Source organism: Pseudomonas sp. 37 R 15 (assembly GCF_900004865.1).
Lineage (GTDB): Bacteria > Pseudomonadota > Gammaproteobacteria > Pseudomonadales > Pseudomonadaceae > Aquipseudomonas > Aquipseudomonas fluorescens_AM.
In genome coordinates, this window is record NZ_CVTV01000061.1 from 1,281 (window position 1) to 23,513 (window position 22,233).

Consider the following 22,233-nt stretch of genomic DNA (forward strand, 5'->3'; position numbering starts at 1 on the left):
TAAATCATCGGGCATGAAAAAACCCGCAGCGACGGCGGGCTTCTTCCTACAAACAGTAACGCTATAGCGTCAACACTGAGGAAAATGTGGGAGGGGGCTTGCCCCCGATAGCGGTGTATCAGCCTGCAAATGTACTGGCTGAGCCACTGCAATCGGGGGCAAGCCCCCTCCCACAGGTGGATCACTGCCAGGCTCAACTAAATCATCGGGCATGAAAAAACCCGCAGCGACGGCGGGCTTCTTCCTACAAACAGTAACGCTATAGCGTCAACACTGAGGAAAATGTGGGAGGGGGCTTGCCCCCCGATAGCGGTGTATCAGCCCGCAAATGGACTGGCTGAGCCACTGCAATCGGGGGCAAGCCCCCTCCCACAGTTGGATAACTGCCAGGCTCGAGTAAATCATCGGGCATGAAAAAACCCGCAGCCACGGCGGGCTTTCTTCCTACAAACAGTAACGCTATAGCGTCAACACTGAGGAAAATGTGGGAGGGGGCTTGCCCCCAATAGCGGTGTATCAGCCGGCAAATGGACTGGCTGAGCCACTGCATTCGGGGGCAAGCCCCCTCCCACAGGTGGATCACTGCCAGGCTCAAGTAAATCATCGGGCATGAAAAAACCCGCAGCGACGGCGGGCTTCTTCCTACAAGCAGTTAGCTGACCTCAGATGGGACGGCTACCGTACTTGTTATCCGGCTTTTTCGGTGGATCCGCTACCACATTGGGCTCGACCTCGACCACTTTGCCGCCTTTGGCGAGGAATTCTTCCATCGCACGGGCCAAGGCATCGCGTTCTTTGTTCTTGGCTTCAACGCTGGGCAGCTCGTCTACCGAAACAGCAGCCTTGGCCTTGCCTTTGGCTTTGGGAGCGGCGTCATCGCCAGCACTGTCCTCAAGGTCTTCAGCAACGTCCTCAGCCGCCACTTCAAGACTGTCTTCAGTGTCGTCACCTACTTCCAGGTCGTCGTTTTCCAGATCATCGTCGCTCATGTTCTACCTCATGACTTGCGAAAAGCAGATTAGTTATAGCCCAGCTTTACCCTCTGTCGAGGCGGCCGGAAAAAAATCAACATCCACTGGATCACCAGTGGCTTATGCCCCTTCACCGTGCAAGGTGGCGAGGACTTTACGAGCACCGCCATGATCACGGTGCTCGCCCAGATAAACACCTTGCCAGGTCCCCATCGCCAAGCGGCCGGCCTTCACCGGCAAACTCAGCTGGCAGCCCAGGAGACTGGCCTTGAAGTGCGCCGGCAGATCATCCGGGCCTTCGTCGTTGTGTTCGAATCCCGCCTGGCCTTGCGGCACCAGCAGGTTGAAAAAACGTTCGAAGTCGCGGCGAACCGCCGGATCGGCATTCTCGTTGACCGTCAACGAGGCCGAGGTGTGCTGCAGCCACAGATGCAACAAACCCACGCGGCAGGCCTTCAATTCAGGCAAGCCGGCAAGCAACTCGTCGGTCACCAGGTGAAAGCCCCGGGGCTTGGCCCGCAGCGTAATCAGGGTCTGTTACCACATACAGTTCTCCGCCCATCGGCGCGCATTCTAGCGCGCTCTGGAAAAAAACAAAGTGCCGAATACGCCCACATGCCTGTAAGACATTTGCACCCTTGAAAGTGCCGTGTGGATCCCATCACAAAGTCGATGAAAAACCCATGCAACTTATAGTCAAAGACAAACGCCAGGCAAAAAAATGCCCGGCAAGCCGGGCATCTTTTTTTTGTGTATTTACAAGTTGTAACCGCGCTCGTTGTGTTGCGCCAGGTCGAGGCCGACCGCCTCTTCCTCTTCAGTGACACGCAGGCCCATGACCATGTCCAGTACCTTGAGAATGACGTAGGTGACAATCGCCGTATAGATCACAGTGAAGCCGACACCTTTGCACTGGATCCAGACCTGTGCAGCGACGTCAGTCACGGTGCCGAAGCCGCCCAGTGCCGGGGCTGCGAACACACCGGTGAGGATCGCACCGACGATACCGCCGATACCGTGTACGCCAAATGCGTCCAGGGAGTCATCGTAGCCCAGCTTGCGCTTGAGGCTGGTTGCGCAGAAGAAACAGATCACACCGGCGACCAGGCCGATCACCAGAGCCCCCATCGGCCCCACGGTGCCGGCAGCTGGCGTGATTGCGACCAGGCCGGCCACTACGCCCGAGGCGATACCCAGTGCGCTTGGCTTACCGTGGGTGATCCACTCGGCGAACATCCAGCCCAGCGCAGCGGCAGCAGTGGCGATCTGGGTGACCAGCATCGCCATACCGGCCGTGCCGTTGGCGGCAGCAGCGGAACCGGCGTTGAAGCCGAACCAGCCGATCCACAGCATGGCCGCGCCGATCAAGGTGTAACCCAGGTTGTGCGGTGCCATCGGGGTGGTCGGGAAGCCTTTGCGCTTGCCGAGCACGATGCACGCCACCAGGCCAGCCACACCAGCGTTGATGTGCACCACGGTGCCACCGGCGAAATCCAGCACACCCCAGTCCCACATCAGGCCGCCGTTGCCGCTCCAGACCATGTGCGCGATCGGCGCATAGACCAGGGTGAACCAGATGGCCATGAAGATCAGCATCGCGGAAAACTTCATGCGCTCGGCGAATGCACCGACGATCAGCGCCGGAGTGATGATGGCAAACGTCATCTGGAAGGTGATGAACACCGCTTCCGGGAACAGCGCCGCAGGCCCAGTGATGCTGGCCGGGGTGACACCCGCCAGGAATGCCTTGCCCATGCCGCCGAAGAAGGAGTTGAAGTTGACGACGCCCTGTTCCATACCGGTGGTATCGAACGCAATGCTGTAGCCGTAGACAACCCACAGGATGCTGATCAGGCCGGTAATGGCAAAGCACTGCATCATTACCGAAAGAATATTCTTGGAGCGGACCATGCCGCCGTAAAACAGTGCCAGGCCAGGAATGGTCATGAACAGCACCAGTGCAGTGGCGGTCAGCATCCAGGCAGTATCGCCGGAATTGAGGACTGGAGCCGCCACTTCGTCCGCCGCCATGGCAAGGCTTGGCATTACGATGGACAACAGGGCTCCGAGCCCTGCGAATTTACGCAGAGTCATAGTGTTTTTCTCCTGGGGCGTTGGGGTTTGGCGGCTTAGATTGCGTCGGTATCGGTTTCGCCGGTACGGATGCGGATAGCCTGTTCCAGATTGACCACGAAGATCTTGCCGTCACCGATCTTGCCGGTGTTGGCAGCCTTGGTTATCGCCTCGATAACCCGGTCAAGATCCTTGTCGTCAATGGCGACATCAATCTTCACCTTCGGCAGGAAATCGACCACGTATTCCGCACCGCGATACAGCTCGGTATGACCCTTCTGCCGACCGAAGCCCTTGACCTCAGTGACGGTAATGCCCTGCACGCCGATCTCGGACAGTGACTCGCGTACGTCGTCCAACTTGAACGGCTTGATGATGGCAGTGACTAGCTTCATGAAAACTCTCTCCCGAATTGGTGGACTTGCCCCAGGAAAACAAACCCGTCTCAAGTCTAAGCGCAGTGCCTGGCTTTGTAACGCATCGTCGCCTGCGTATTAGCGTGGCGACGCCAGCGAACCACTGGTGACGAAACCTGTACCCCTGATCCGTCGGCGCACTGCATTCGTCACAGCGACTGCATCAGTGCATGGGTCATGATCGTCTAAGCAGAAACCTTGCCAGCTCCGTAAAAATCACTGAAATCAGTCCGTTGTCCACTTATGCCCACCTGCGGGGCGTTACGGCAGCGGCGATGCGCATCAAAACAGTGCGTGGCCGCCCATCCCCATGCGCGAAAAGCGTGCGAGCCAGGCCATGAAAAGACTATAGACGCTGCGTGATACACTGCCGGCCAACTGTTTTCCGGAATATTTCCCATGCTCGCGCCCAAAGACTTCCTCGACGCCCTGAGCGGCCACGCCTCTCGCCTGTTCAGCGGCGACACCCCGCTGCCCCGCAACGAAATCGAAAGCCAGTTCAAGGCCCTGCTGCAAAGTGGCTTCAGCAAGCTTGATCTGGTCAGCCGTGAAGAATTCGACAGCCAGATGGTGGTGTTGGCCCGCACCCGTGCACGGCTGGAGAGCCTGGAAGCGAAGGTAGCGGAACTGGAAGCGCGGCTGACGCCCCCATCGGCTGAATAAAGCCGATGAGTGTGGGAGGCAAGCCCTGATGCCGCCCCCTGTAGGAGCGAGCTTGCTCGCGAAAAACTCATAGGCACCGCGTTCATTCAGGAAGCACGCGTTATCGTTGACGTTTTTCGCGAGCAAGCTCGCTCCTACAAAAAGCCTTAGCATCAGGGCTTGCCCCCTCCCTCACTTCGTTGCCTGGATACGTTCTGTAAAACCTCCCCGCCATCCTTGTTCCCACCTCGTCTACCCTTGAATAATCCGCAGGCAGCGGCCCCCCATTCAAGGATCGAGCATGTCCCTCGCCATCGTCCACAGCCGCGCCCAGGTCGGCGTCGAAGCCCCCGCCGTCACTGTCGAAGTGCACATGGCCAATGGGTTGCCGTCACTGACGCTGGTGGGCCTGCCGGAAACTGCAGTAAAGGAAAGCAAAGACCGCGTACGCAGCGCCATTCTCAACTCGGCCCTGCAATACCCGGCGCGGCGCATCACGCTCAACCTCGCGCCCGCCGACCTGCCCAAGGACGGCGGGCGTTTTGATCTGGCGATAGCCCTTGGGATCCTGGCGGCCAGCGTGCAGGTCCCGGCGTTGATGCTCGATGAGGTTGAGTGCCTGGGAGAGTTGGCGCTGTCCGGCGAAGTACGTGCAGTGAAAGGCGTGTTGCCGGCCGCTTTGGCGGCGCGCAAGGCCGGACGCACCTTGATAGTGCCCAGGGCAAACGCTGAGGAGGCGTGCCTGGCGTCAGGGTTGACGGTGATTGCAGTGGATCACTTGCTACAGGTGGTGGCGCACTTGAATGGGCATGTGCCGATCGAGCCCTACCGGTCGGACGGCTTGTTGTACCTGAACAAACCTTACCCGGACCTCAGTGAAGTCCAGGGCCAATTGGCTGCCAAGCGTGCCTTGCTGATCGCAGCTGCGGGGGCGCATAACCTGCTGTTCAGCGGCCCGCCCGGCACCGGCAAGACGCTGCTCGCCAGCCGCCTGCCGGGGTTGCTGCCACCGCTCAGTGAGCAGGAAGCGCTGGAAGTCGCGGCAATTCAATCCGTGGTCAGCCTGGCACCGTTGAGCCATTGGCCGCACCGGCCGTTTCGCCAGCCGCACCACTCGGCGTCGGGCCCTGCACTGGTCGGCGGCGGATCGAAGCCGCAACCGGGGGAAATTACCCTGGCCCACCACGGCGTGTTGTTCCTGGATGAATTGCCGGAATTTGACCGCAAGGTGCTGGAAGTCCTGCGCGAGCCACTTGAATCGGGACATATCGTGATTTCCCGCGCCCGCGACCGGGTGAGGTTCCCCGCGCGCTTTCAACTGGTCGCGGCGATGAACCCCTGCCCTTGCGGTTATATGGGCGAACCCAGCGGCCGTTGCCGGTGTACACCGGAACAGATACAGCGCTATCGCAACAAGCTCTCGGGGCCGTTGCTGGACCGGATCGATCTGCACCTGACGGTGGCGCGGGAAGCCACGGCGCTGAGCCCGGCACAACAGACCGATGACACCACCGCGAAAACGGCCGCGTTGGTGGCCGACGCGCGGGAACGCCAGCAACGACGCCAGGGCTGCGCCAACGCATTCCTCGACCTGCCGGGGCTGCGCGAGCACTGCACGCTGGCGAAGGTCGACGAACGCTGGCTGGAGAACGCCTGCGAGCGGCTGACGCTTTCGTTGCGGGCGGCCCATCGCTTGCTCAAGGTGGCGCGTACGTTGGCGGACCTGGAACAAACAGACGCCATCGCTCGCCACCATTTGCAAGAGGCCTTGCAATACCGCCCGGCGGCGACCTCTTGAGCCTTGCGCAGCAGCCAAAGGGCTGACTTAGCGGAAGCGATCCACCTCATGCCGCAAGCCCGCCGCCAGGGTTTCCAGCTCTTTGGCGGTGATCGCCAGGTTCGACACCACTTCACGCTGCTCGCTGTTAGCCAGTGCAATGCTCTGCAAGTTACTGCTGAGCAACGTCGCGGTGCTGCTCTGCTCCTGGGTGGCGGTGGTGATTGCGGCGAACTGCTGCCCGGCCGAGCGGCTCTGCTCGTCGATGCGCGCCAGGGCCGAGGCCACATCCGCGTTGCGCGACAGGCCTTCCTGCATCAGCACGTTGCCGTGCTCCATGGTACTGATGGCATTACCGGTTTCCTGCTGGATGCTCTGGATCATTCCGGAAATTTCATCGGTGGCCTGGCGGGTGCGCGAGGCCAGGTTGCGCACTTCGTCTGCGACCACGGCAAAGCCGCGACCTTGCTCACCCGCGCGGGCCGCTTCGATGGCGGCATTGAGCGCGAGCAGGTTGGTCTGTTCGGCAATCGAGGTGATCACGCCGACGATACCGCCGATTTCCTGGGAGCGCTGGCCCAGGGTGTTGATCACCGTAGCGGTGCTGTTAAGCGCGGTGGCGATGTGTTCCAGGGACGACGAAGCCTCCTCCATCGAGGCACGCCCGATACGGGTCTGCTGGGCATTTTCCTGGGCCAGACGCTCGGTGTTGCCCATGTTGTCGGCGATATTCAGCGAGGTGGCGCTGAATTCTTCCACCGCGCCGGCCATGCTGGTGATCTCGCCGGACTGCTGCTCCATGCCTTCATAAGCGCCGCCAGACAACCCCGACAGCGCCTGGGCACGGCTGTTGACCTCTTCAGCCGCCTTGCGGATGTGCGAAACCATGGTCGACAGCGCCTCGCCCATCTGGTTGAAGCTGCGCGCCAATTGGCCGATTTCGTCATGGCTGGAAACATTGAGGCGCGCACTCAGGTCACCTGCGCCGAGCGCTTGAGCCTGAAGCACCAAGTCACTCAATGGCGCGAGCTTGCTGCGCAACAGCCATACCGTGGCCCCCACGGCCAACAGCATGGCCAGCACACTGCCAATGACCAGGCGCATGCCGACGTCCCACGTCACTGCACGAATCTCGGCCTTGGGCATACTTGCCACGACCGCCCAAGGGCCACCCTCGAAGGGTACCGACACGCTGTAGAAATCTTCGTTCTTGTCACTCCAGAAGCGGCCTTCACCGGGTTTCTTCGCCAAGTCGAGCATCACTGCGACAGCTTGATCCAAGGCTTGCACACCGGCCGGCGGTACCAACCAGTGCTTCTGTTCATCCAGCAGCGACAAGGAGCCGGTCTGGCCGATACGGAAGCGCTTGAGGTTGTCGAACTGGGCTTTCTGTTCGTCGGTGTAGTCGAACCCGATGAACAATACCGCGATGACCTTTCCGCTGGCGTCACGCACCGGGCTGTACTGGGTCATATAGGAGCGATCGAACAACACTGCCCGGCCGATGTAGGCCTGCCCGTTGAACACACGCTGGTAGGCCGGGCCCTGGCGATCCAGCACGGTGCCGATGGCGCGGTTGCCATCCTGCTTGGTCAGGGAGGTGCTGATGCGGATGAAGTCATCGCCGCTGCGCACGAATACCGTGGCCACGCCGCCGGACATGTCCTTGAATTCGTCCACTTCGCCGAAGTTGTTGTTCAGTAACTCGCTGCCCAGGTACAGGCTTGGGGTTTGTACACCGGCCACGGCGACAGGCTGGTCCGCACGCACGCTCAAGCCGGCGCCGAAGCGCTTTTCAAACAGCCCGCTCAAACGCTGAGTGCTCTCGCGCAAGGTGCTGTGGAAGGTATTGAGTTGGTCGGCGAGCAGGCGCGCCTCGCTGGCCAAGTGTTCCTCGCGGGTGGCGAGGTTGGCGGTATCGAGCGAGCGTAGAGCGAAGACGGTACTGCCGCTGATGACGACAGCCAGAATCACGGCCAATGCGAGGCCTAACTGGGAAGCGATCCGAGCGCGAGGTTGAGACATGACAGCTCCTGAGCCGAGGCCAGGATCATCCTGATCTCTTAGCGCTGCTCGGCGAATTATCTAGTGGGAAACGTGGTGCACGAGGGTTCCAACCCACCTACTTCGGCGGGGTTCCACAATACTTGAGCGATTCACAGGGGTGTCACGCAAACGATTGCTCTTCATGCGCAGACCCTTTCATTCGAGGCGAGTCACAGCGGGCAGAACCATCGCCTGCACCTCGCCCTGTAGAAACTCCGCCAGGCGCCGCAGGCGCTCACCGCCGGGACGGGTTTTCGGCCACACCAGGTAATAACTTTCCCCGCTGGCGACGGCCGTTGGCCACGGCAGGCTCAAGCGTTTCTGTGCGACGTCCTCGGCCACCATCAACAGGTCTCCCATGGACACGCCATAACCGCGCGCGGCAGCGATCATGCCCAACTCCAGCGTGTCGAACACCTGCCCACCCTTGAGCGAGACCCGGGAGGTCAGCCCCATGCGCTCCAGCCAGTAACGCCAGTCACGCCGGTCCGGGGTCGGGTGCAGCAATTCGGTCGTTGCCAACCGCTGCGCGTCCCAAGGGCCGTCGTCCAATAGATTGGGCGCGCCCACCGGAATCAGCATTTCGGCAAACAGGTAGCTGGCCTCCCAGTCCGCCGGAAAGTGCCCGTTACTGAGCAACACTGCGCAATCGAACGGTTCCTGATTGAAGTCCACTTCATCGATGTTCATCCACGCGCTGGTGAGCTGCACCTCGTTGCCCGGCTGCAGGGCCCGAAAGCGGCTCAACCGCGCCAACAGCCAGCGCATGGTCAGGGTGGACGGTGCTTTCATGCGCAAGATGTCATCTTCGGCGTTCAGGGTATGGCAGGCGCGCTCCAGGGCGGCGAAGCCTTCGCGCACGCCGGGCAGCAACAAACGCGCCGCTTCCGTGAGTTGCAAGGTACGGCCGTTGCGCTGGAACAGCCGGCAGGCGAAATGCTCCTCGAGCGTACGAATATGCCGGCTGACCGCACTCTGGGTAATCGACAACTCCTGCGCCGCGCGGGTGAAGGAGTGGTGACGGGACGCGGCCTCGAATGCCCGCAGGGCGTAAAGCGGGGGAAGACGACGAGACATTTGATAACTCCGACAGCGCAATTGGCAAACCCTACCAGAATCGATCAGGCATGAGTTTTAATCATGCAAACAATCACTTTTATCCTTTTGTGCAATGCGCCGAAAGCGCCGAGAATCAACCGTCCGCACCTCCCAGACATTTCGAGATTGATGATCATGCAGCATCCGGCACGTACCGAACTCTGGGCCATTCTGCGGCTGTCGGGGCCGTTGATTGCCTCACAGTTGGCGCACATGCTGATGGTGTTGACCGACACCCTGATGATGGCCCGCCTGAGCCCCGAAGCCCTGGCCGGCGGGGGCCTGGGCGCGGCGACCTATTCGTTCGTGGCGATTTTCTGCATCGGCGTGATCGCGGCAGTGGGCACCCTTGTGGCCATCCGTCACGGCGCTGGCGACATCGACGGCGCCACCCGGCTGACCCAGGCCGGGCTGTGGCTCGCGTGGTTGATGGCCCTGGCGGCGGCGCTGCTGCTGTGGAACCTCAAGCCGGTGCTGCTGTTGTTCGGCCAGACCGAAACCAACGTGCAGGCCGCCGGACAATTTCTGACCCTCCTGCCCTTCGCCCTGCCCGGCTATCTCAGCTTCATGGCACTACGTGGTTTCACCAGTGCCATCGGCAAAGCCACCCCGGTGATGGTCATCAGCCTGTGCGGCACGGTGGTCAACTACCTGCTCAATCACGCGCTGATCGAAGGCATGTTCGGCCTGCCCAGACTCGGGTTGATGGGCATTGGCCTGGTGACGGCCATTGTCGCCAATGGCATGGCGTTGGCGCTGATGTGGTACATCCGCAGCAACCGCACCTACGCCGCCTATCCGCTGAGCAGCGGGCTGCTGCGCCTCAATACCCAGTACCTGCGCGAGTTGTGGCGCCTGGGGCTGCCAATTGGTGGCACGTATGCGGTGGAAGTCGGGCTGTTTGCGTTTGCGGCGCTGTGCATGGGCACCATGGGCAGTACGCAGTTGGCGGCGCACCAGATTGCCCTGCAAATCGTCTCGGTGGCGTTCATGGTTCCGGCGGGGATGTCCTACGCGGTGACCATGCGTATCGGCCAGCATTATGGCGCCGGCCAGTTGCTGCGGGCACGTATGGCCGGACGGGTCGGCATCGGCTTTGGTGCCCTATTGATGCTGGGGTTTGCCGTGGTGTTCTGGCTGTTTTCCGACCCGCTGATCGGGCTGTTCCTCGACCATGACGATCCGGCGTTTCATGACGTCATCGTCCTGGCCGTCAGCCTGCTGGCCGTCGCCGCCTGGTTCGAGCTGTTCGATGGCGTGCAGACCATCGCCATGGGCTGCATCCGTGGCCTCAAGGACGCCAAGACCACGTTCCTGGTGGGGCTCGGTTGCTACTGGCTGATCGGCGCGCCAGCGGCCTGGTTGATGGCGTTCACCCTGGGCTGGGGGCCGACCGGTGTGTGGTGGGGCCTGGCATTGGGGTTGGCGTGCGCGGCGGTGAGCCTGACCTGGGCGTTCGAGGCGAAGATGAAGCGGATGATTCGGCGAGAGCCGGACATACAGCCTGCCTTTCAGGCGGCGCAGACAGAGTAAAGCCCTGCTCGGTCAGACCTGTGGGAGTGGGTACTCAGCCCGACAACGCCTGCTGGCTTTGGCCGGACGTCAGGTATTCCACCAGCTCAGCCAACGGCAACGGTTTACTGATCAAGTAACCCTGGGCTTGATCGCAACCAAACAGTCTCAGAAGTTCAAGCTGCTCGAGGGTTTCCACGCCTTCGGCCACCACTTCCAGGTTGAGGTTGTGGGCCAGGTTGATCATGGCGTGTACCAGCTTGCGATTCTCTTCGCGCTCTTCCATGCCGCCGACGAAGCTCTTGTCGATCTTCAACAAGGCAATCGGCAGGCTGTTGAGGTGCACGAACGATGAAAAACCGGTACCGAAGTCATCCAGGGAAAACCGCACGCCGAGGCGGCCGAGGGCGTCCATGGTCTGTTTGACCAGGTCGCTGCGACGCATCACAGCGGTTTCGGTCAGCTCGAATTCCAGCCATTGCGCTTCCACGCCGCGCTCGGCAATCAGGCGGCTGAGTGTCGAGAGCAACTGACTGTCCTGGAACTGGCGAAACGACAGGTTGACCGCCATATGCAACGCCGGCAGGCCGCGTTCGCGCAGGTCCTGCATGTCGCGCAGGGCCCGGGATATCACCCAATAACCCAACGGCACGATCAGGCCGCTCTGCTCGGCCAGGGGCACGAACTCGCTCGGAGGCAACAGGCCACGCTCGCCGTGGCGCCAGCGCACCAGGGCCTCGAGGCCGACGATATGCCCGTCATCCAGGTCCAGGCGCGGCTGGTAATGCAGCTCCAGCTCATCGCGGCGCAAGGCACGGCGCAACTCGCTTTCCAGATCGGCCAGGCTGCGCGCGTTGCGGTTGATGCGTTCGTTGAAGATATGAAAGGTGCAGCCCTGGGTGCTTTTGGCCTGTTGCATGGCGATATGGGCGTGCCACATCAACGGATCGGCCCCGGCACGGGCTCGGGCATGCGCCACGCCCAGGCTGCAGCCGATCAGCAGGCTTTCGCCGTCCACCCAGTACGGCTCGGCCATCACTTCGGTGATGCGCTCGGCCATCCATTCGGCGCGCTGGGGCGCACGGCGGGTGTCGATCAGCAGCGCGAACTCATCGCTGCCCAGGCGCGCCAGTTGATCACCGGCTTCAAGCTGGCTCTTGAGCCGTGAGACCACCTGCAAAATCAAGCGGTCGCCGGCCTGGTGACCGAGGGCATCGTTGGCGTGACGGAAATTGTCCAGGTCCAGATGACCGAGCGCCAGGCCGCGGCCTTCGTTTTCCGCCAGCCGTGCCGCCAGCAAGGTCTGGAAACCCTGACGATTGGCGATACCGGTCAGCGGATCCTGTTCGGCCAGGCGCTGCAACGTGTTTTCCAGCACGCCTCGCTCGCGCACATGGCGCAGGCAGCGGCGCAAGGTACTGGCGTCCAGCGCAGAATGGATCAGCCAATCGCTGACACCGAGCGGCGCAACCAGCGGCTCCTGTTCCAGCAGCAATACACACGGCAGGCTGCAACGACCCGGACCGGGTTGCAGGTCGGGCGTGGTCAATAGCACCGCTTCGTGATCGTCGTCGAACAGACGACTCACCGAATCCCAACTGGGTGCACTGATCAGCACAGCCCCATCGCCCATCGGCGCCAGGCACTCGCGCAACAACGCTGCCCACGCCGGCGTATCGGCCAGCAGCAGCAAACGCAAGGGTTCGACAGGCGTAGACAAGCTAGCTCCCTAGACTCTGCAAAAATTCGTTGGCGGCGGGCATTATGACGTGCGGCCTGACGATAACAAATGCATGACCAATGATAGGTGTTATCAAACACGCAGACTGTGAAAAATAGTCGCGATACCCCCGACATCCTGCGGCAAAGTAGCAAAACCGGCAAATTTAGATCGAGTGGTACGTCACACCGTCGTTCTAAGGCAGCAGAATCTTGCCAGCCTGTTAAAATGCCCGCCCTTTTGAATAACGACTCCCTGAACTCTGTATGTCCCGACTCAATCCCCGGCAGCAAGAAGCCGTGAACTACGTCGGCGGCCCTCTATTGGTGCTCGCCGGTGCTGGCTCCGGCAAGACCAGCGTGATTACCCGCAAGATCGCGCACCTGATCCAGAACTGCGGCATCCGCGCCCAGTACATCGTCGCCATGACCTTCACCAACAAGGCGGCGCGGGAAATGAAAGAGCGCGTCGGCACCCTGCTCAAGGGTGGCGAAGGCCGTGGCCTCACCGTGTGCACCTTCCACAACCTTGGGCTGAACATCATCCGCAAGGAACATGCACGGCTGGGCTACAAGCCGGGGTTCTCGATTTTCGACGAGACCGACGTCAAAGCCCTGATGACCGACATCATGCAGAAGGAATACGCGGGCGACGACGGCGTCGACGAGATCAAGAACATGATCGGCGCCTGGAAAAACGACCTGATCCTGCCTGCCGAAGCGCTGGAAGCCGCACGCAACCCCAAGGAACAGACCGCCGCCATCGTCTACACCCACTACCAGCGCACGCTCAAGGCGTTCAACGCGGTGGACTTCGACGACCTGATCCTGCTGCCGGTCAAACTGTTCCAGGAACACAAGGACATCCTGGAAAAGTGGCAGAACAAGGTGCGCTACCTGCTGGTGGACGAATACCAGGACACCAACGCCAGCCAATACCTGCTGGTGAAGCTGCTGATCGGTACACGCAATCAGTTCACCGTGGTAGGCGACGATGACCAGTCGATCTACGCCTGGCGCGGCGCACGCCCGGAAAACCTGATGCTGCTCAAGGACGACTATCCGTCCCTGAAAGTGGTAATGCTGGAGCAGAACTACCGCTCCACCAGCCGTATCCTGCGTTGCGCCAACGTGCTGATCTCCAACAACCCCCACGAGTTTGAAAAACAACTGTGGAGCGAGATGGGTCATGGCGACGAAATCCGCGTGATCCGCTGCCGCAACGAAGACGCCGAAGCCGAGCGCGTGGCGGTGGAAATCCTCAGCCTGCACCTGCGCACCGACCGCCCTTACAGCGACTTTGCAATCCTGTATCGCGGCAACTACCAGGCCAAGCTGATCGAGCTGAAATTGCAGCACCACCAGGTGCCGTATCGCCTGTCGGGCGGCAACAGCTTCTTCGGGCGTCAGGAAGTGAAAGACCTGATGGCCTACTTCCGCCTGATCGTAAACCCGGATGACGACAACGCCTTCCTGCGCGTGATCAACGTGCCACGTCGGGAAATCGGTTCGACGACTCTGGAAAAACTCGGCAACTACGCCACCGAACGCAAGATCTCGATGTACGCCGCCACCGACGAGATCGGTCTGGGCGAACACCTGGACACGCGCTTCACCGACCGCTTGTCGCGCTTCAAGCGCTTCATGGACAAGGTCCGTGAGCAGTGCGCCGGCGAAGACCCGATCAGTGCCCTGCGCAGCATGGTCATGGACATCGACTATGAAAACTGGCTGCGCACCAACAGTTCCAGCGACAAAGCCGCGGACTACCGCATGGGCAACGTCTGGTTCCTGATCGAAGCCCTGAAGAACACCCTGGAAAAAGACGAAGACGGTGAGATGACCGTCGAGGACGCCATCGGCAAGCTGGTGCTGCGCGACATGCTCGAGCGCCAGCAGGAAGAGGAAGACGGCGCCGAAGGTGTGCAGATGATGACCTTGCATGCGTCCAAGGGCCTGGAATTCCCCTACGTGTTCATCATGGGCATGGAAGAGGAAATTCTCCCACACCGCTCCAGCATCGAAGCCGACACCATCGAGGAAGAACGGCGCCTGGCCTACGTCGGCATTACCCGTGCGCGCCAGACACTGGCCTTCACCTTCGCCGCCAAGCGTAAGCAATACGGCGAAATCATCGATTGTGCCCCCAGCCGGTTCCTCGATGAGCTGCCGCCGGATGACCTGGCCTGGGAAGGCAACGACGACACCCCGACCGAGGTGAAGGCCGTTCGCGGCAACAGCGCCTTGGCCGATATACGCGCGATGTTAAAGCGCTAGAATCGACTACTTTTTAATCTACTTTCGGCGCCTGTTGCGCCATCAGAGGAAGCTTTCCGTGGAAGCACTGCACAAGAAAATTCGCGAAGAAGGCATCGTGCTTTCCGATCAGGTACTCAAGGTTGACGCCTTTCTGAACCACCAGATCGACCCGGCACTGATGAAACTGATCGGCGACGAATTCGCCGCGCTGTTCAAGGACTCGGGCATCACCAAGATCGTCACCATCGAAGCCTCAGGCATCGCCCCGGCCATCATGACCGGCCTGAACCTCGGCGTGCCCGTGATCTTCGCACGCAAGCAGCAGTCCCTGACCCTCACCGAAAACCTGCTGTCGGCGACGGTGTACTCCTTCACCAAGAAAACCGAAAGCACCGTGGCGATCTCCCCACGCCACCTGACCAGCAGCGACCGCGTGCTGGTTATCGATGACTTCCTGGCCAACGGCAAGGCCTCACAGGCGCTGATTTCGATCATCAAGCAAGCCGGCGCGACCGTTGCCGGCTTGGGCATTGTGATCGAGAAGTCGTTCCAGGGCGGCCGTGCCGAGCTGGATGCGCAGGGTTATCGGGTTGAATCGCTGGCGCGGGTGAAGTCCCTGGCCGGTGGGGTGGTGACCTTCATCTGAATCAACGCAGCTTAAAATGTGGGAGGGGGCTTGCCCCCGATAGCGGTGTATCAGTCACCACATGTGTTGGCTGACCCACTGTCATCGGGGGCAAGCCCCCTCCCACATTTGCTCTCTATTGCCTGTTAGTGCGCGGTGGCCTGGAGGCCGGCGAGTAACAGGCGCTGATACAGATCCTCCTTGAACCCCTCCGGCTGATCCAGCCGCATCCGCTCCAAATGCCTGGGAAACGCCTCAGGCTCCGGCGCGTCCAGCGCCGCCTTGCCCAGTTCCAGCATCTCCGTGAGCTTGAATTTGCTCTTGAGCCAGTTCAGTGCCCGCAACAGGTCCCGCTCCTCGTCCGTGAAGTCACTGCCCAACGGGTACTCCGGGAACAGGCGCCAGTGCTTGGCTTGAATCGCCTGGAGCCGTTGCGGTGTGTTGTCGGCAAAACGCGGGTGCAGCTTGAAATCCTTGGGTAACTTACCGGCCTTTTGCGCCTGCTCGATCAAATCGTCCTGGAAGCGCGAGTCAGTGATATTGAGCAACGCTTCAATCACCTTGGCATCCGTCTGACCCCGCAAGTCGGCAATGCCGTACTCGGTAATGACGATATCCCGCAGGTGCCGGGGAATGGTGCAGTGGCCATATTCCCAGACGATATTGGAACTGACCTCTCCCGCCGACTCGCGCCAGCTGCGCAGGATCAGGACCGAGCGTGCGCCTTCCAGCGCGTGGCCCTGGGCAACGAAGTTGTACTGCCCGCCCACGCCGCTGAGCACGCGGCCATCTTCCAAGTGGTCGGCCACACCGGCACCGAGCAACGTCACCATGATCGCACTGTTGATGAACCGTGCGTCCAGGCGCTGCAAACGCTTGAGTTCTTCCTGGCCGTACAGCTCGTTGATATAGCTGATGCCGGTCATGTTGAATGCCAGCCGCTTGGCGTGGCTCATCTCCTGCAAGCGCTGGTAGAAACTGCGCGGGCCAAGGAAGAAACCGCCATGGATCGAGATGCCATCGGGCTGCGCCGCATCGTCGAGCAGCCCGGCATTGGCTTGCTCCTGGGTCGCCACATCCGGGTACACCTTGCGCCGGATGATGCCGGCATCCGCCAGCACCAGCAGGCCGTTGACGAACATTTCGCTGCAACCATAAAGGCCCCGGACGAGCGGCTCGACGCCACCCTCACGGCTGATCAGGGGCGCCCACTGATACACATCCAGATCGGTCAGCAGCAATCGATAGGCTTCGTTGTCGGCCTGGCGCGCCAGCAAGGCGGCGGTCAGCGCATCGCCCATGGAGCCGATGCCGATCTGCAAGGTGCCGCCATCGCGTACCAGGGTACTGGCATGCAGGCCGATAAAATGGTCCTGAAACCCCACGGGCATGTTGGGCGTGGAAAACAGCGTCGTGCTGTCTTTCTCGTCGAGCAGGTAGTCGAATGCATCCATGCCCAATTCCGCATCGCCAGGCATGTAGGGCAGTTCAGTGTGGACCTGGCCGACAACCAGGATGGTTTCCCCGGCTTCGCGGCGCTTGGCGATCATGGGTAGCAAGTCGAGGGTGATGTCCGGATTGCAGCTCAGGCTCAGGCGGTCGGGATGCTCGGCGCTGCTGGCAACCAGTTGCGCCACCAGGTTCAGGCCGGCGGCATTGATATCACGGGCGGCATGGCTGTAGTTGCTGCTGACATAATCCTGCTGCGCGCAATCGCTGTGGAGCAGGCTGCCGGGCTGCATGAAGAATTGCTGCACGCGGATATTCTTCGGCAGGCTGTCCTTGTGCAGGTCAGCGAGAAAATCCAGTTCCGGATAATCGCCAAACACGCGCTCGATAAAAGGTTCGAGAAAGCGCTTCTGCAACCCGTCCCCCAGGGAGGGGCGACCCAGGCTGAGCGCGGTGTAGATGGTCAACGCCCGCTCGGGCAACTCGGCGATGCGCCGGTACAGCGCATTGACGAACAGGTTGGGCTTGCCCAAACCCAGCGGCATGCCCATGTGGATATGCGCCGGCAACCGCGCCAGTACGTCGTCAACTGCTTGCTCGATTGAACACAACTGCACCATCCGACTGCTCCCGAACATTCCATTAATGGGGGGTTGGACCGAGCTTGCCGGGTCTTTGCTGCAATGACCAGCGACGAAAGGCAAATCACAGGGACAAAAAAGCCGCTCGTAAGCGGCATTTTTGGCGAAGATCGACTGACTACAGTCCGGACATCTTCTTGATGGCGCCTTTGAGATCGTCATCCGAGCAATCAGCGCAAGTGCCCTTGGGCGGCATGGCATTGATGCCGGTGATCGCCTTGGCCAGGATGCCATCGAGGCCGCCCTGATGATCGGCGCGCTCTTTCCACGCTGCCGTATCACCAATTTTTGGCGCGTTCAGCAGGCCGGTGCCGTGGCAGGCATTGCAGTGCTTGGCAATGATCTCGTCCGGGGTTCTCGCGCCGCCGCCGCCCGTTGTCACGGCGACTTCCATACCCTTGCATTCCTGACCCTGGACACACACCTGGCCCACAGGCTCGAGGCGCTTGGCGATGTCGTCGTTGGTCGCAGCTTGAGCGCTGACAGCCCACAGGGCCAGTACGGTTGCTGGTGCAGCCAGCATTTTCATAATTAGGTTCACGCGTTCACCCTCAATGGTGGCTATTCACGCCTGCGGCCACGGTTTCGCAGGCGGCGAAAGTATAGCGGTTAGACCGCCCGGCCGAAACAACCCTATTAAATAAAGGGAGATTCGGCCTCACGGTGTACTGCTGCGCGAACCCCTGCAACGCTGGCAGGACGCCTCTGTTTTAAAAGTTCGCGGGTGTGGCTGCGCTGATTAGTCGCGCCGGCACGTCAAACGGATTGCGAAAACGATGGGGCTTGGTGCTTTCAAAGTAGTAGCTATCGCCTGCTTCGAGCACAAAAGTTTCAAGGCCCACCACCAGTTCCAGGCGCCCTTCCACCAGAATCCCGGTTTCCTCGCCTTCATGGGTGAGCATTTCTTCGCCCGTGTCGGCGCCTGGCGGGTAGATTTCGTTGAGAAACGCGATTGCCCGGCTCGGGTGCGCTCGGCCAACCAGCTTCATGGTCACGGCACCGTCGGAGATGTCGATCAGCTCATTGGCTTTATAGACGATCTGCGTCGGTATTTCCTGGAGGATCTCTTCGGAAAAGAATTCCACCATGGACATGGGAATGCCGCCCAGTACCTTGCGCAGGGAACTGATCGAGGGACTGACGCTGTTTTTCTCGATCATCGAAATGGTGCTATTGGTGACGCCCGCGCGCTTGGCAAGCTCGCGCTGGGAAAGACCTTTGAGTTTACGGATGGATTGCAGTCGTTCGCCGACGTCCAATGCAGGTGCCTCCTAGGATTCAGGCTTTGTTGTAATTGAGCGTTATCATGGCGACAGCGTTCAGTATTTACAACACTTGGGCCTAAATCCTGGGCAGTAGCATTCGTACCTGGCGATCAAGCGCCCAAATAGAGCCTTGGCACCCGGCGCAGGTTGCAGAAAATCTCATAAGGGATGGTTTCAGCCGCCGTCGCGACGTCGCTGGCGAGGATATTCCTGCCCCACAACTCCACCGTGGAACCCAGCCCCGCCTGGGGCACATCCGTCAGGTCGACGCACAGCATGTCCATGGACACCCGGCCCAGCAACTGGCTGCGCTGGCCGGCGACCAGTACCGGTGTGCCTGTGGGCGCGTGGCGCGGGTAGCCATCGGCATACCCCATGGCCACCACGCCGATACGCATCGGCTTGGGCGTGACGAACCTGGCACCGTAGCCCACCGGCTCTCCCGCCGGCAGTTCACGTACGCAAATGATTTTGGACTCCAGGGTCATCACCGGCTGCAAACGTGCGGCGATAGCCTGGTCATCACCAAAGGGTGTGGCGCCGTAGAGCATGATGCCAGGGCGCACCCAGTCGCTGGACACACTCGGCCAACCCAGTACGGACGGGGAATTGCGCAGGCTGACTTCAGCCGCCAGACCCTGGCGGGCCGCTTCGAATACCGCCACTTGTTCGCTGCTGCTCACGCAATCGAGCTCATCGGCACGGGCAAAATGGCTCATCAATACGATCTTCGCAACGTTGCCACTGGCCAACAGACGCTTGTACGCCTCCTGGAAATCCTTGGGGTGCAGGCCGACACGGTGCATGCCCGAGTCGAGCTTGAGCCAGATGGTCAGCGGTTTGCCCAGCGTGGCCTGCTCGATAGCCTCAAGTTGCCACAGTGAATGCACCACGCACCACAGGTTCTGCTCGATGATCAGCGGCAGCTCGTCGGCTTCGAAAAAACCTTCCAGCAGCAGCACCGGTGCACCTATCCCGGCAGCGCGAAGCTCCAGTGCCTCCTCGATGCACGCCACCGCAAACCCATCCGCCTCGGCTTCCAGCGCCTGGGCTACGCGCACCGCGCCGTGGCCGTAGGCATCCGCCTTGATGACGGCGAGGGCCTTGGCGCCGGTGACTTCGCGGGCCAATTGGTAATTGTGACGCAGGGCTTGGAGGTCGATCAGGGCACGGGCAGGACGCATGGCGGCAGACTTCTAGGCGGCAGAGTGAAGAAAAACCGGTGCCGACCGACAACGTCGGCCCGGGAGAGGGATTTGCAGTTAAGGCAACGCGGCCACAACGGACAGCTCTACCAGGATATTCGGTTCGCACAACTTGGCTTCAACCGTGGCGCGGGCCGGCGCGGCACCTTTGGGCAACCACTTGTCCCACACCGCGTTCATACCGGCAAAATCGGCATCGATGTCTTTCAAATAGATCGTCACCGACAGCAAGCGGGTCTTGTCGGTGCCGGCCAGGTCCAGCAAACGCTCGATGTTGGCCAGTGTTTCACGGGTCTGCTGCTCAATGCCGGCATCCATGTTGTCGCCCACCTGGCCCGCCAGGTACACGGTACCGCTGTGAACAACGATCTGGCTCATGCGTTCATTGGTGAGCTGGCGCTGGATGGACATGTTTTGCGGACTCCTGGTGATTACCGTAACGGGAAATATCGAGGCCTTCGGCGCTGATCTGCGGCGTTTTCTTCGCCATCAGGTCGGCCAGCAAACGACCGGAGCCGCATGCCATGGTCCAGCCGAGGGTGCCGTGGCCGGTATTCAGGAACAGGTTCCTGAACGGGGTGCCACCGACAATCGGTGTGCCATCGGGTGTGGTCGGGCGCAGGCCGGTCCAGAAACTGGCTTGGGCCAGATCGCCGCCCTGAGGATAAAGGTCGTTGACGATCATCTCCAGAGTTTCACGCCGACGCGGGTTGAGCGACAGGTCAAAACCGGCTATCTCAGCCATGCCGCCGACCCGAATTCGGTTGTCGAAACGGGTGATCGCGACTTTGTAGGTTTCGTCCAGGATGGTCGAGGTAGGCGCCATCGCCGGGTCGGTGATCGGCACGGTCAGCGAGTAGCCCTTGAGCGGGTACACGGGCGCCTTGATCCCCAGCGGCTTGAGCAGCTTCGGCGAATAACTGCCCAGGGCCAGCACGTAGCGGTCGGCAGTTTCCAACGCGCCGTCGATCCACACGCCGTTGATGCGGTCGCCTGCATAATCGAGGCGCTGGATGTCCTGTTCAAAACGGAACTCAACACCCAGCTGCTTGCACATGTCGGCCAGGCGCGTGGTGAACATCTGGCAGTCGCCGGTCTGGTCGTTGGGCAGGCGCAGGGCACCGGCGAGAATATCGGTGACGTTGGCCAGGGCCGGCTCGACCCGGGCGATACCTGCACGGTCGAGCAATTCGAAGGGCACGCCGGACTCCTGCAATACGGCAATGTCCTTGGCAGCGCCATCGAGCTGGGCCTGGGTGCGGAACAGTTGAGTCGTGCCCAGGCTGCGCCCTTCGTAGGCAATCCCGGTTTCTGCGCGCAGTTCGTCAAGGCAGTCGCGGCTGTACTCGGAGAGGCGGACCATGCGCTCCTTGTTCACCGCATACCGGCTGGCGGTGCAATTGCGCAGCATCTGCGCCATCCACAGGTATTGGTCGATATCGGCGGTGGCCTTGATCGCCAGCGGCGCATGGCGTTGCAGCAGCCATTTGATCGCCTTGAGCGGCACGCCCGGCGCGGCCCATGGCGAGGCATAGCCTGGGGATACCTGGCCGGCATTGGCGAAACTGGTCTCCATAGCGGCGGCCGGTTGACGGTCGACCACCACGACTTCAAAGCCGGCCCGAGCCAAATAATAGGCACTGGTCACGCCAATGACGCCGCTACCCAAGACCAGAACGCGCATTTTTATATCCTCATCACGGGCTGAGCCGCTGACGTGTGTTATTCGAGCAATGATGGACGCAGTGTAAAAAACAATCACCAGTGCATTTCACTATATAAATGCCTATATTTGGCGACAATTCTCGGCACAAATGCTTTTTACAGAGGCGTATCCCCTATGCGTACCAACACTCAGACCAAGCGGGAGCTGGACAAGATCGACCGTAATATCCTGCGCATCCTGCAAACCGATGGGCGCATTTCGTTCACGGAGCTGGGGGAGAAGGTCGGGCTGTCGACTACGCCCTGTACCGAGCGAGTCCGGCGCCTGGAGCGCGAAGGGATCATCATGGGCTACAACGCACGGCTTAATCCGCAGCATTTGAAAGGGAGTTTGCTGGTATTTGTCGAGATCAGCCTGGATTACAAGTCCGGCGACACGTTCGAAGAATTCCGCCGCGCGGTGCTCAAACTGCCGCATGTGCTGGAGTGTCACCTTGTGTCCGGGGACTTCGACTACCTGGTGAAAGCGCGGATTTCCGAGATGGCCTCGTACCGCAAATTACTCGGCGATATTCTGCTCAAACTGCCCCATGTGCGCGAATCCAAGAGCTATATCGTGATGGAAGAGGTGAAGGAAAGCCTGAACCTGCCGATCCCGGACTAACCCACACAACTCAATCAAATGTGGGAGGGGGCTTGCCCCCGATGGCCATAGGTATCTACACACCTTCGTAGGCCATAGCATCTGACGGTAACCACGATGCGAAGCGAGCCGCTCTTGATCTTGATCTGCTTTTGATCTTGATCTGCTTTTGATCTCAGGCGCCCCGTTAAACCACGCTGGCCGAACGCAGGCTTGAATCCGTGGGT

19 protein-coding genes are annotated in these 22,233 nt (G+C 60.7%); 6 read left to right on the forward strand and 13 right to left on the reverse strand.

Annotation, left to right across the window (positions count from 1 at the left end; all coding sequences use genetic code 11):
* Positions 1-662: 662 nt before the first annotated feature.
* The 4 genes from sutA to glnK form a co-directional block, all read right to left on the reverse strand.
* The gene (sutA, locus tag BFQ04_RS25760; protein WP_065953216.1) at positions 663-989 is read right to left on the reverse strand and encodes a transcriptional regulator SutA; all 327 of its coding nucleotides are present in this window, start codon (positions 987-989) and stop codon (positions 663-665) included.
* A 102-nt stretch (positions 990-1,091) separates the two neighbouring features.
* Positions 1,092-1,502, reverse strand: coding sequence for a secondary thiamine-phosphate synthase enzyme YjbQ (locus BFQ04_RS25765; RefSeq protein WP_256544622.1), 411 nt, complete (start codon positions 1,500-1,502; stop codon positions 1,092-1,094).
* 225 nt (positions 1,503-1,727) lie between these two features.
* Entirely contained in the window at positions 1,728-3,065 is a 1,338-nt protein-coding gene (locus BFQ04_RS25770; RefSeq protein WP_010207459.1) for an ammonium transporter, read from the reverse strand.
* Between the two features lie 35 nt (positions 3,066-3,100).
* Positions 3,101-3,439 carry a P-II family nitrogen regulator gene (glnK, locus tag BFQ04_RS25775; protein WP_002555808.1) on the reverse strand — a complete coding sequence of 113 codons (339 nt, stop codon included), beginning with the start codon at positions 3,437-3,439 and terminating at the stop codon, positions 3,101-3,103.
* A 420-nt stretch (positions 3,440-3,859) separates the two neighbouring features.
* Here glnK and BFQ04_RS25780 point away from each other — a divergent pair, with 420 nt between their 5' ends.
* Both BFQ04_RS25780 and BFQ04_RS25785 read left to right on the forward strand, forming a co-directional pair.
* Positions 3,860-4,123, forward strand: coding sequence for an accessory factor UbiK family protein (locus BFQ04_RS25780; protein WP_003195432.1), 264 nt, complete (start codon positions 3,860-3,862; stop codon positions 4,121-4,123).
* 280 nt (positions 4,124-4,403) lie between these two features.
* Positions 4,404-5,900, forward strand: a complete 1,497-nt coding sequence (locus tag BFQ04_RS25785) for a YifB family Mg chelatase-like AAA ATPase (RefSeq protein WP_065953217.1) — start codon at positions 4,404-4,406, stop codon at positions 5,898-5,900.
* Positions 5,901-5,927: 27 nt separating this feature from the next.
* Here the strand turns inward: BFQ04_RS25785 and BFQ04_RS25790 are convergent, their stop codons facing one another.
* Positions 5,928-7,904, reverse strand: a complete 1,977-nt coding sequence (locus BFQ04_RS25790) for a methyl-accepting chemotaxis protein (protein ID WP_065953218.1) — start codon at positions 7,902-7,904, stop codon at positions 5,928-5,930.
* A gap of 177 nt (positions 7,905-8,081) precedes the next feature.
* The gene (locus BFQ04_RS25795; protein ID WP_065953219.1) at positions 8,082-9,002 is read right to left on the reverse strand and encodes a LysR substrate-binding domain-containing protein; all 921 of its coding nucleotides are present in this window, start codon (positions 9,000-9,002) and stop codon (positions 8,082-8,084) included.
* Between the two features lie 150 nt (positions 9,003-9,152).
* Between BFQ04_RS25795 and BFQ04_RS25800 the strand changes: the two genes are divergently transcribed.
* Positions 9,153-10,556 carry a NorM family multidrug efflux MATE transporter gene (locus BFQ04_RS25800; protein WP_065953220.1) on the forward strand — a complete coding sequence of 468 codons (1,404 nt, stop codon included), beginning with the start codon at positions 9,153-9,155 and terminating at the stop codon, positions 10,554-10,556.
* Between the two features lie 34 nt (positions 10,557-10,590).
* On the opposite strand, the gene BFQ04_RS25805 is transcribed toward BFQ04_RS25800, so the two are convergent.
* Positions 10,591-12,255 carry a putative bifunctional diguanylate cyclase/phosphodiesterase gene (locus BFQ04_RS25805; RefSeq protein WP_065953221.1) on the reverse strand — a complete coding sequence of 555 codons (1,665 nt, stop codon included), beginning with the start codon at positions 12,253-12,255 and terminating at the stop codon, positions 10,591-10,593.
* Between the two features lie 266 nt (positions 12,256-12,521).
* Between BFQ04_RS25805 and rep the strand changes: the two genes are divergently transcribed.
* Both rep and BFQ04_RS25815 read left to right on the forward strand, forming a co-directional pair.
* Positions 12,522-14,531, forward strand: coding sequence for a DNA helicase Rep (rep, locus tag BFQ04_RS25810; RefSeq protein WP_057723330.1), 2,010 nt, complete (start codon positions 12,522-12,524; stop codon positions 14,529-14,531).
* A gap of 58 nt (positions 14,532-14,589) precedes the next feature.
* A complete protein-coding gene (locus BFQ04_RS25815) occupies positions 14,590-15,159 on the forward strand; it encodes a xanthine phosphoribosyltransferase (protein ID WP_003176890.1) in 570 nt (189 codons plus the stop codon).
* A 125-nt stretch (positions 15,160-15,284) separates the two neighbouring features.
* On the opposite strand, the gene BFQ04_RS25820 is transcribed toward BFQ04_RS25815, so the two are convergent.
* The 6 genes from BFQ04_RS25820 to dadA all read right to left on the reverse strand — a co-directional run bounded on the left by BFQ04_RS25820 (position 15,285) and on the right by dadA (position 21,382).
* Positions 15,285-17,207: an acetyl-CoA hydrolase/transferase C-terminal domain-containing protein gene (locus BFQ04_RS25820; protein ID WP_065953222.1), complete on the reverse strand. Its 1,923-nt coding sequence runs from the start codon at positions 17,205-17,207 to the stop codon at positions 15,285-15,287.
* Between the two features lie 139 nt (positions 17,208-17,346).
* Positions 17,347-17,757, reverse strand: a complete 411-nt coding sequence (locus tag BFQ04_RS25825) for a c-type cytochrome (protein ID WP_065953223.1) — start codon at positions 17,755-17,757, stop codon at positions 17,347-17,349.
* A gap of 181 nt (positions 17,758-17,938) precedes the next feature.
* Positions 17,939-18,487 carry a cupin domain-containing protein gene (locus BFQ04_RS25830; protein WP_003176893.1) on the reverse strand — a complete coding sequence of 183 codons (549 nt, stop codon included), beginning with the start codon at positions 18,485-18,487 and terminating at the stop codon, positions 17,939-17,941.
* 116 nt (positions 18,488-18,603) lie between these two features.
* Complete coding sequence (gene alr / locus BFQ04_RS25835; protein ID WP_065953224.1) at positions 18,604-19,677, reverse strand: alanine racemase; 1,074 nt, start codon at positions 19,675-19,677, stop codon at positions 18,604-18,606.
* 78 nt (positions 19,678-19,755) lie between these two features.
* Positions 19,756-20,109 (reverse strand): RidA family protein, encoded by a 354-nt coding sequence (locus tag BFQ04_RS25840; protein WP_065953225.1) that lies wholly within the window; start codon positions 20,107-20,109, stop codon positions 19,756-19,758.
* Positions 20,081-21,382, reverse strand: coding sequence for a D-amino acid dehydrogenase (dadA, locus tag BFQ04_RS25845; protein WP_065953226.1), 1,302 nt, complete (start codon positions 21,380-21,382; stop codon positions 20,081-20,083). The genes BFQ04_RS25840 and dadA overlap by 29 nt, the downstream gene beginning before the upstream one ends.
* Positions 21,383-21,538: 156 nt before the next feature.
* On the opposite strand from dadA, the gene BFQ04_RS25850 reads away from it, so the two are divergent.
* Complete coding sequence (locus BFQ04_RS25850) at positions 21,539-22,027, forward strand: Lrp/AsnC ligand binding domain-containing protein (RefSeq protein ID WP_003176896.1); 489 nt, start codon at positions 21,539-21,541, stop codon at positions 22,025-22,027.
* The last annotated feature ends 206 nt before the right edge of the window (positions 22,028-22,233 follow it).

Bases quoted from the DNA above. Each gene is read 5' to 3' on its own strand.
- sutA (WP_065953216.1), bottom strand. From the start codon at position 989: ATGAGCGACGATGATCTGGAAAACGACGACCTGGAAGTAGGTGACGAC.
- BFQ04_RS25770 (WP_010207459.1), bottom strand. From the start codon at position 3,065: ATGACTCTGCGTAAATTCGCAGGGCTCGGAGCCCTGTTGTCCATCGTA.
- glnK (WP_002555808.1), bottom strand. From the start codon at position 3,439: ATGAAGCTAGTCACTGCCATCATCAAGCCGTTCAAGTTGGACGACGTA.
- BFQ04_RS25780 (WP_003195432.1), top strand. From the start codon at position 3,860: ATGCTCGCGCCCAAAGACTTCCTCGACGCCCTGAGCGGCCACGCCTCT.
- BFQ04_RS25785 (WP_065953217.1), top strand. From the start codon at position 4,404: ATGTCCCTCGCCATCGTCCACAGCCGCGCCCAGGTCGGCGTCGAAGCC.
- BFQ04_RS25790 (WP_065953218.1), bottom strand. From the start codon at position 7,904: ATGTCTCAACCTCGCGCTCGGATCGCTTCCCAGTTAGGCCTCGCATTG.
- BFQ04_RS25795 (WP_065953219.1), bottom strand. From the start codon at position 9,002: ATGTCTCGTCGTCTTCCCCCGCTTTACGCCCTGCGGGCATTCGAGGCC.
- BFQ04_RS25800 (WP_065953220.1), top strand. From the start codon at position 9,153: ATGATCATGCAGCATCCGGCACGTACCGAACTCTGGGCCATTCTGCGG.
- rep (WP_057723330.1), top strand. From the start codon at position 12,522: ATGTCCCGACTCAATCCCCGGCAGCAAGAAGCCGTGAACTACGTCGGC.
- BFQ04_RS25820 (WP_065953222.1), bottom strand. From the start codon at position 17,207: ATGGTGCAGTTGTGTTCAATCGAGCAAGCAGTTGACGACGTACTGGCG.
- BFQ04_RS25825 (WP_065953223.1), bottom strand. From the start codon at position 17,757: ATGAAAATGCTGGCTGCACCAGCAACCGTACTGGCCCTGTGGGCTGTC.
- alr (WP_065953224.1), bottom strand. From the start codon at position 19,677: ATGCGTCCTGCCCGTGCCCTGATCGACCTCCAAGCCCTGCGTCACAAT.
- BFQ04_RS25840 (WP_065953225.1), bottom strand. From the start codon at position 20,109: ATGTCCATCCAGCGCCAGCTCACCAATGAACGCATGAGCCAGATCGTT.
- dadA (WP_065953226.1), bottom strand. From the start codon at position 21,382: ATGCGCGTTCTGGTCTTGGGTAGCGGCGTCATTGGCGTGACCAGTGCC.
- BFQ04_RS25850 (WP_003176896.1), top strand. From the start codon at position 21,539: ATGCGTACCAACACTCAGACCAAGCGGGAGCTGGACAAGATCGACCGT.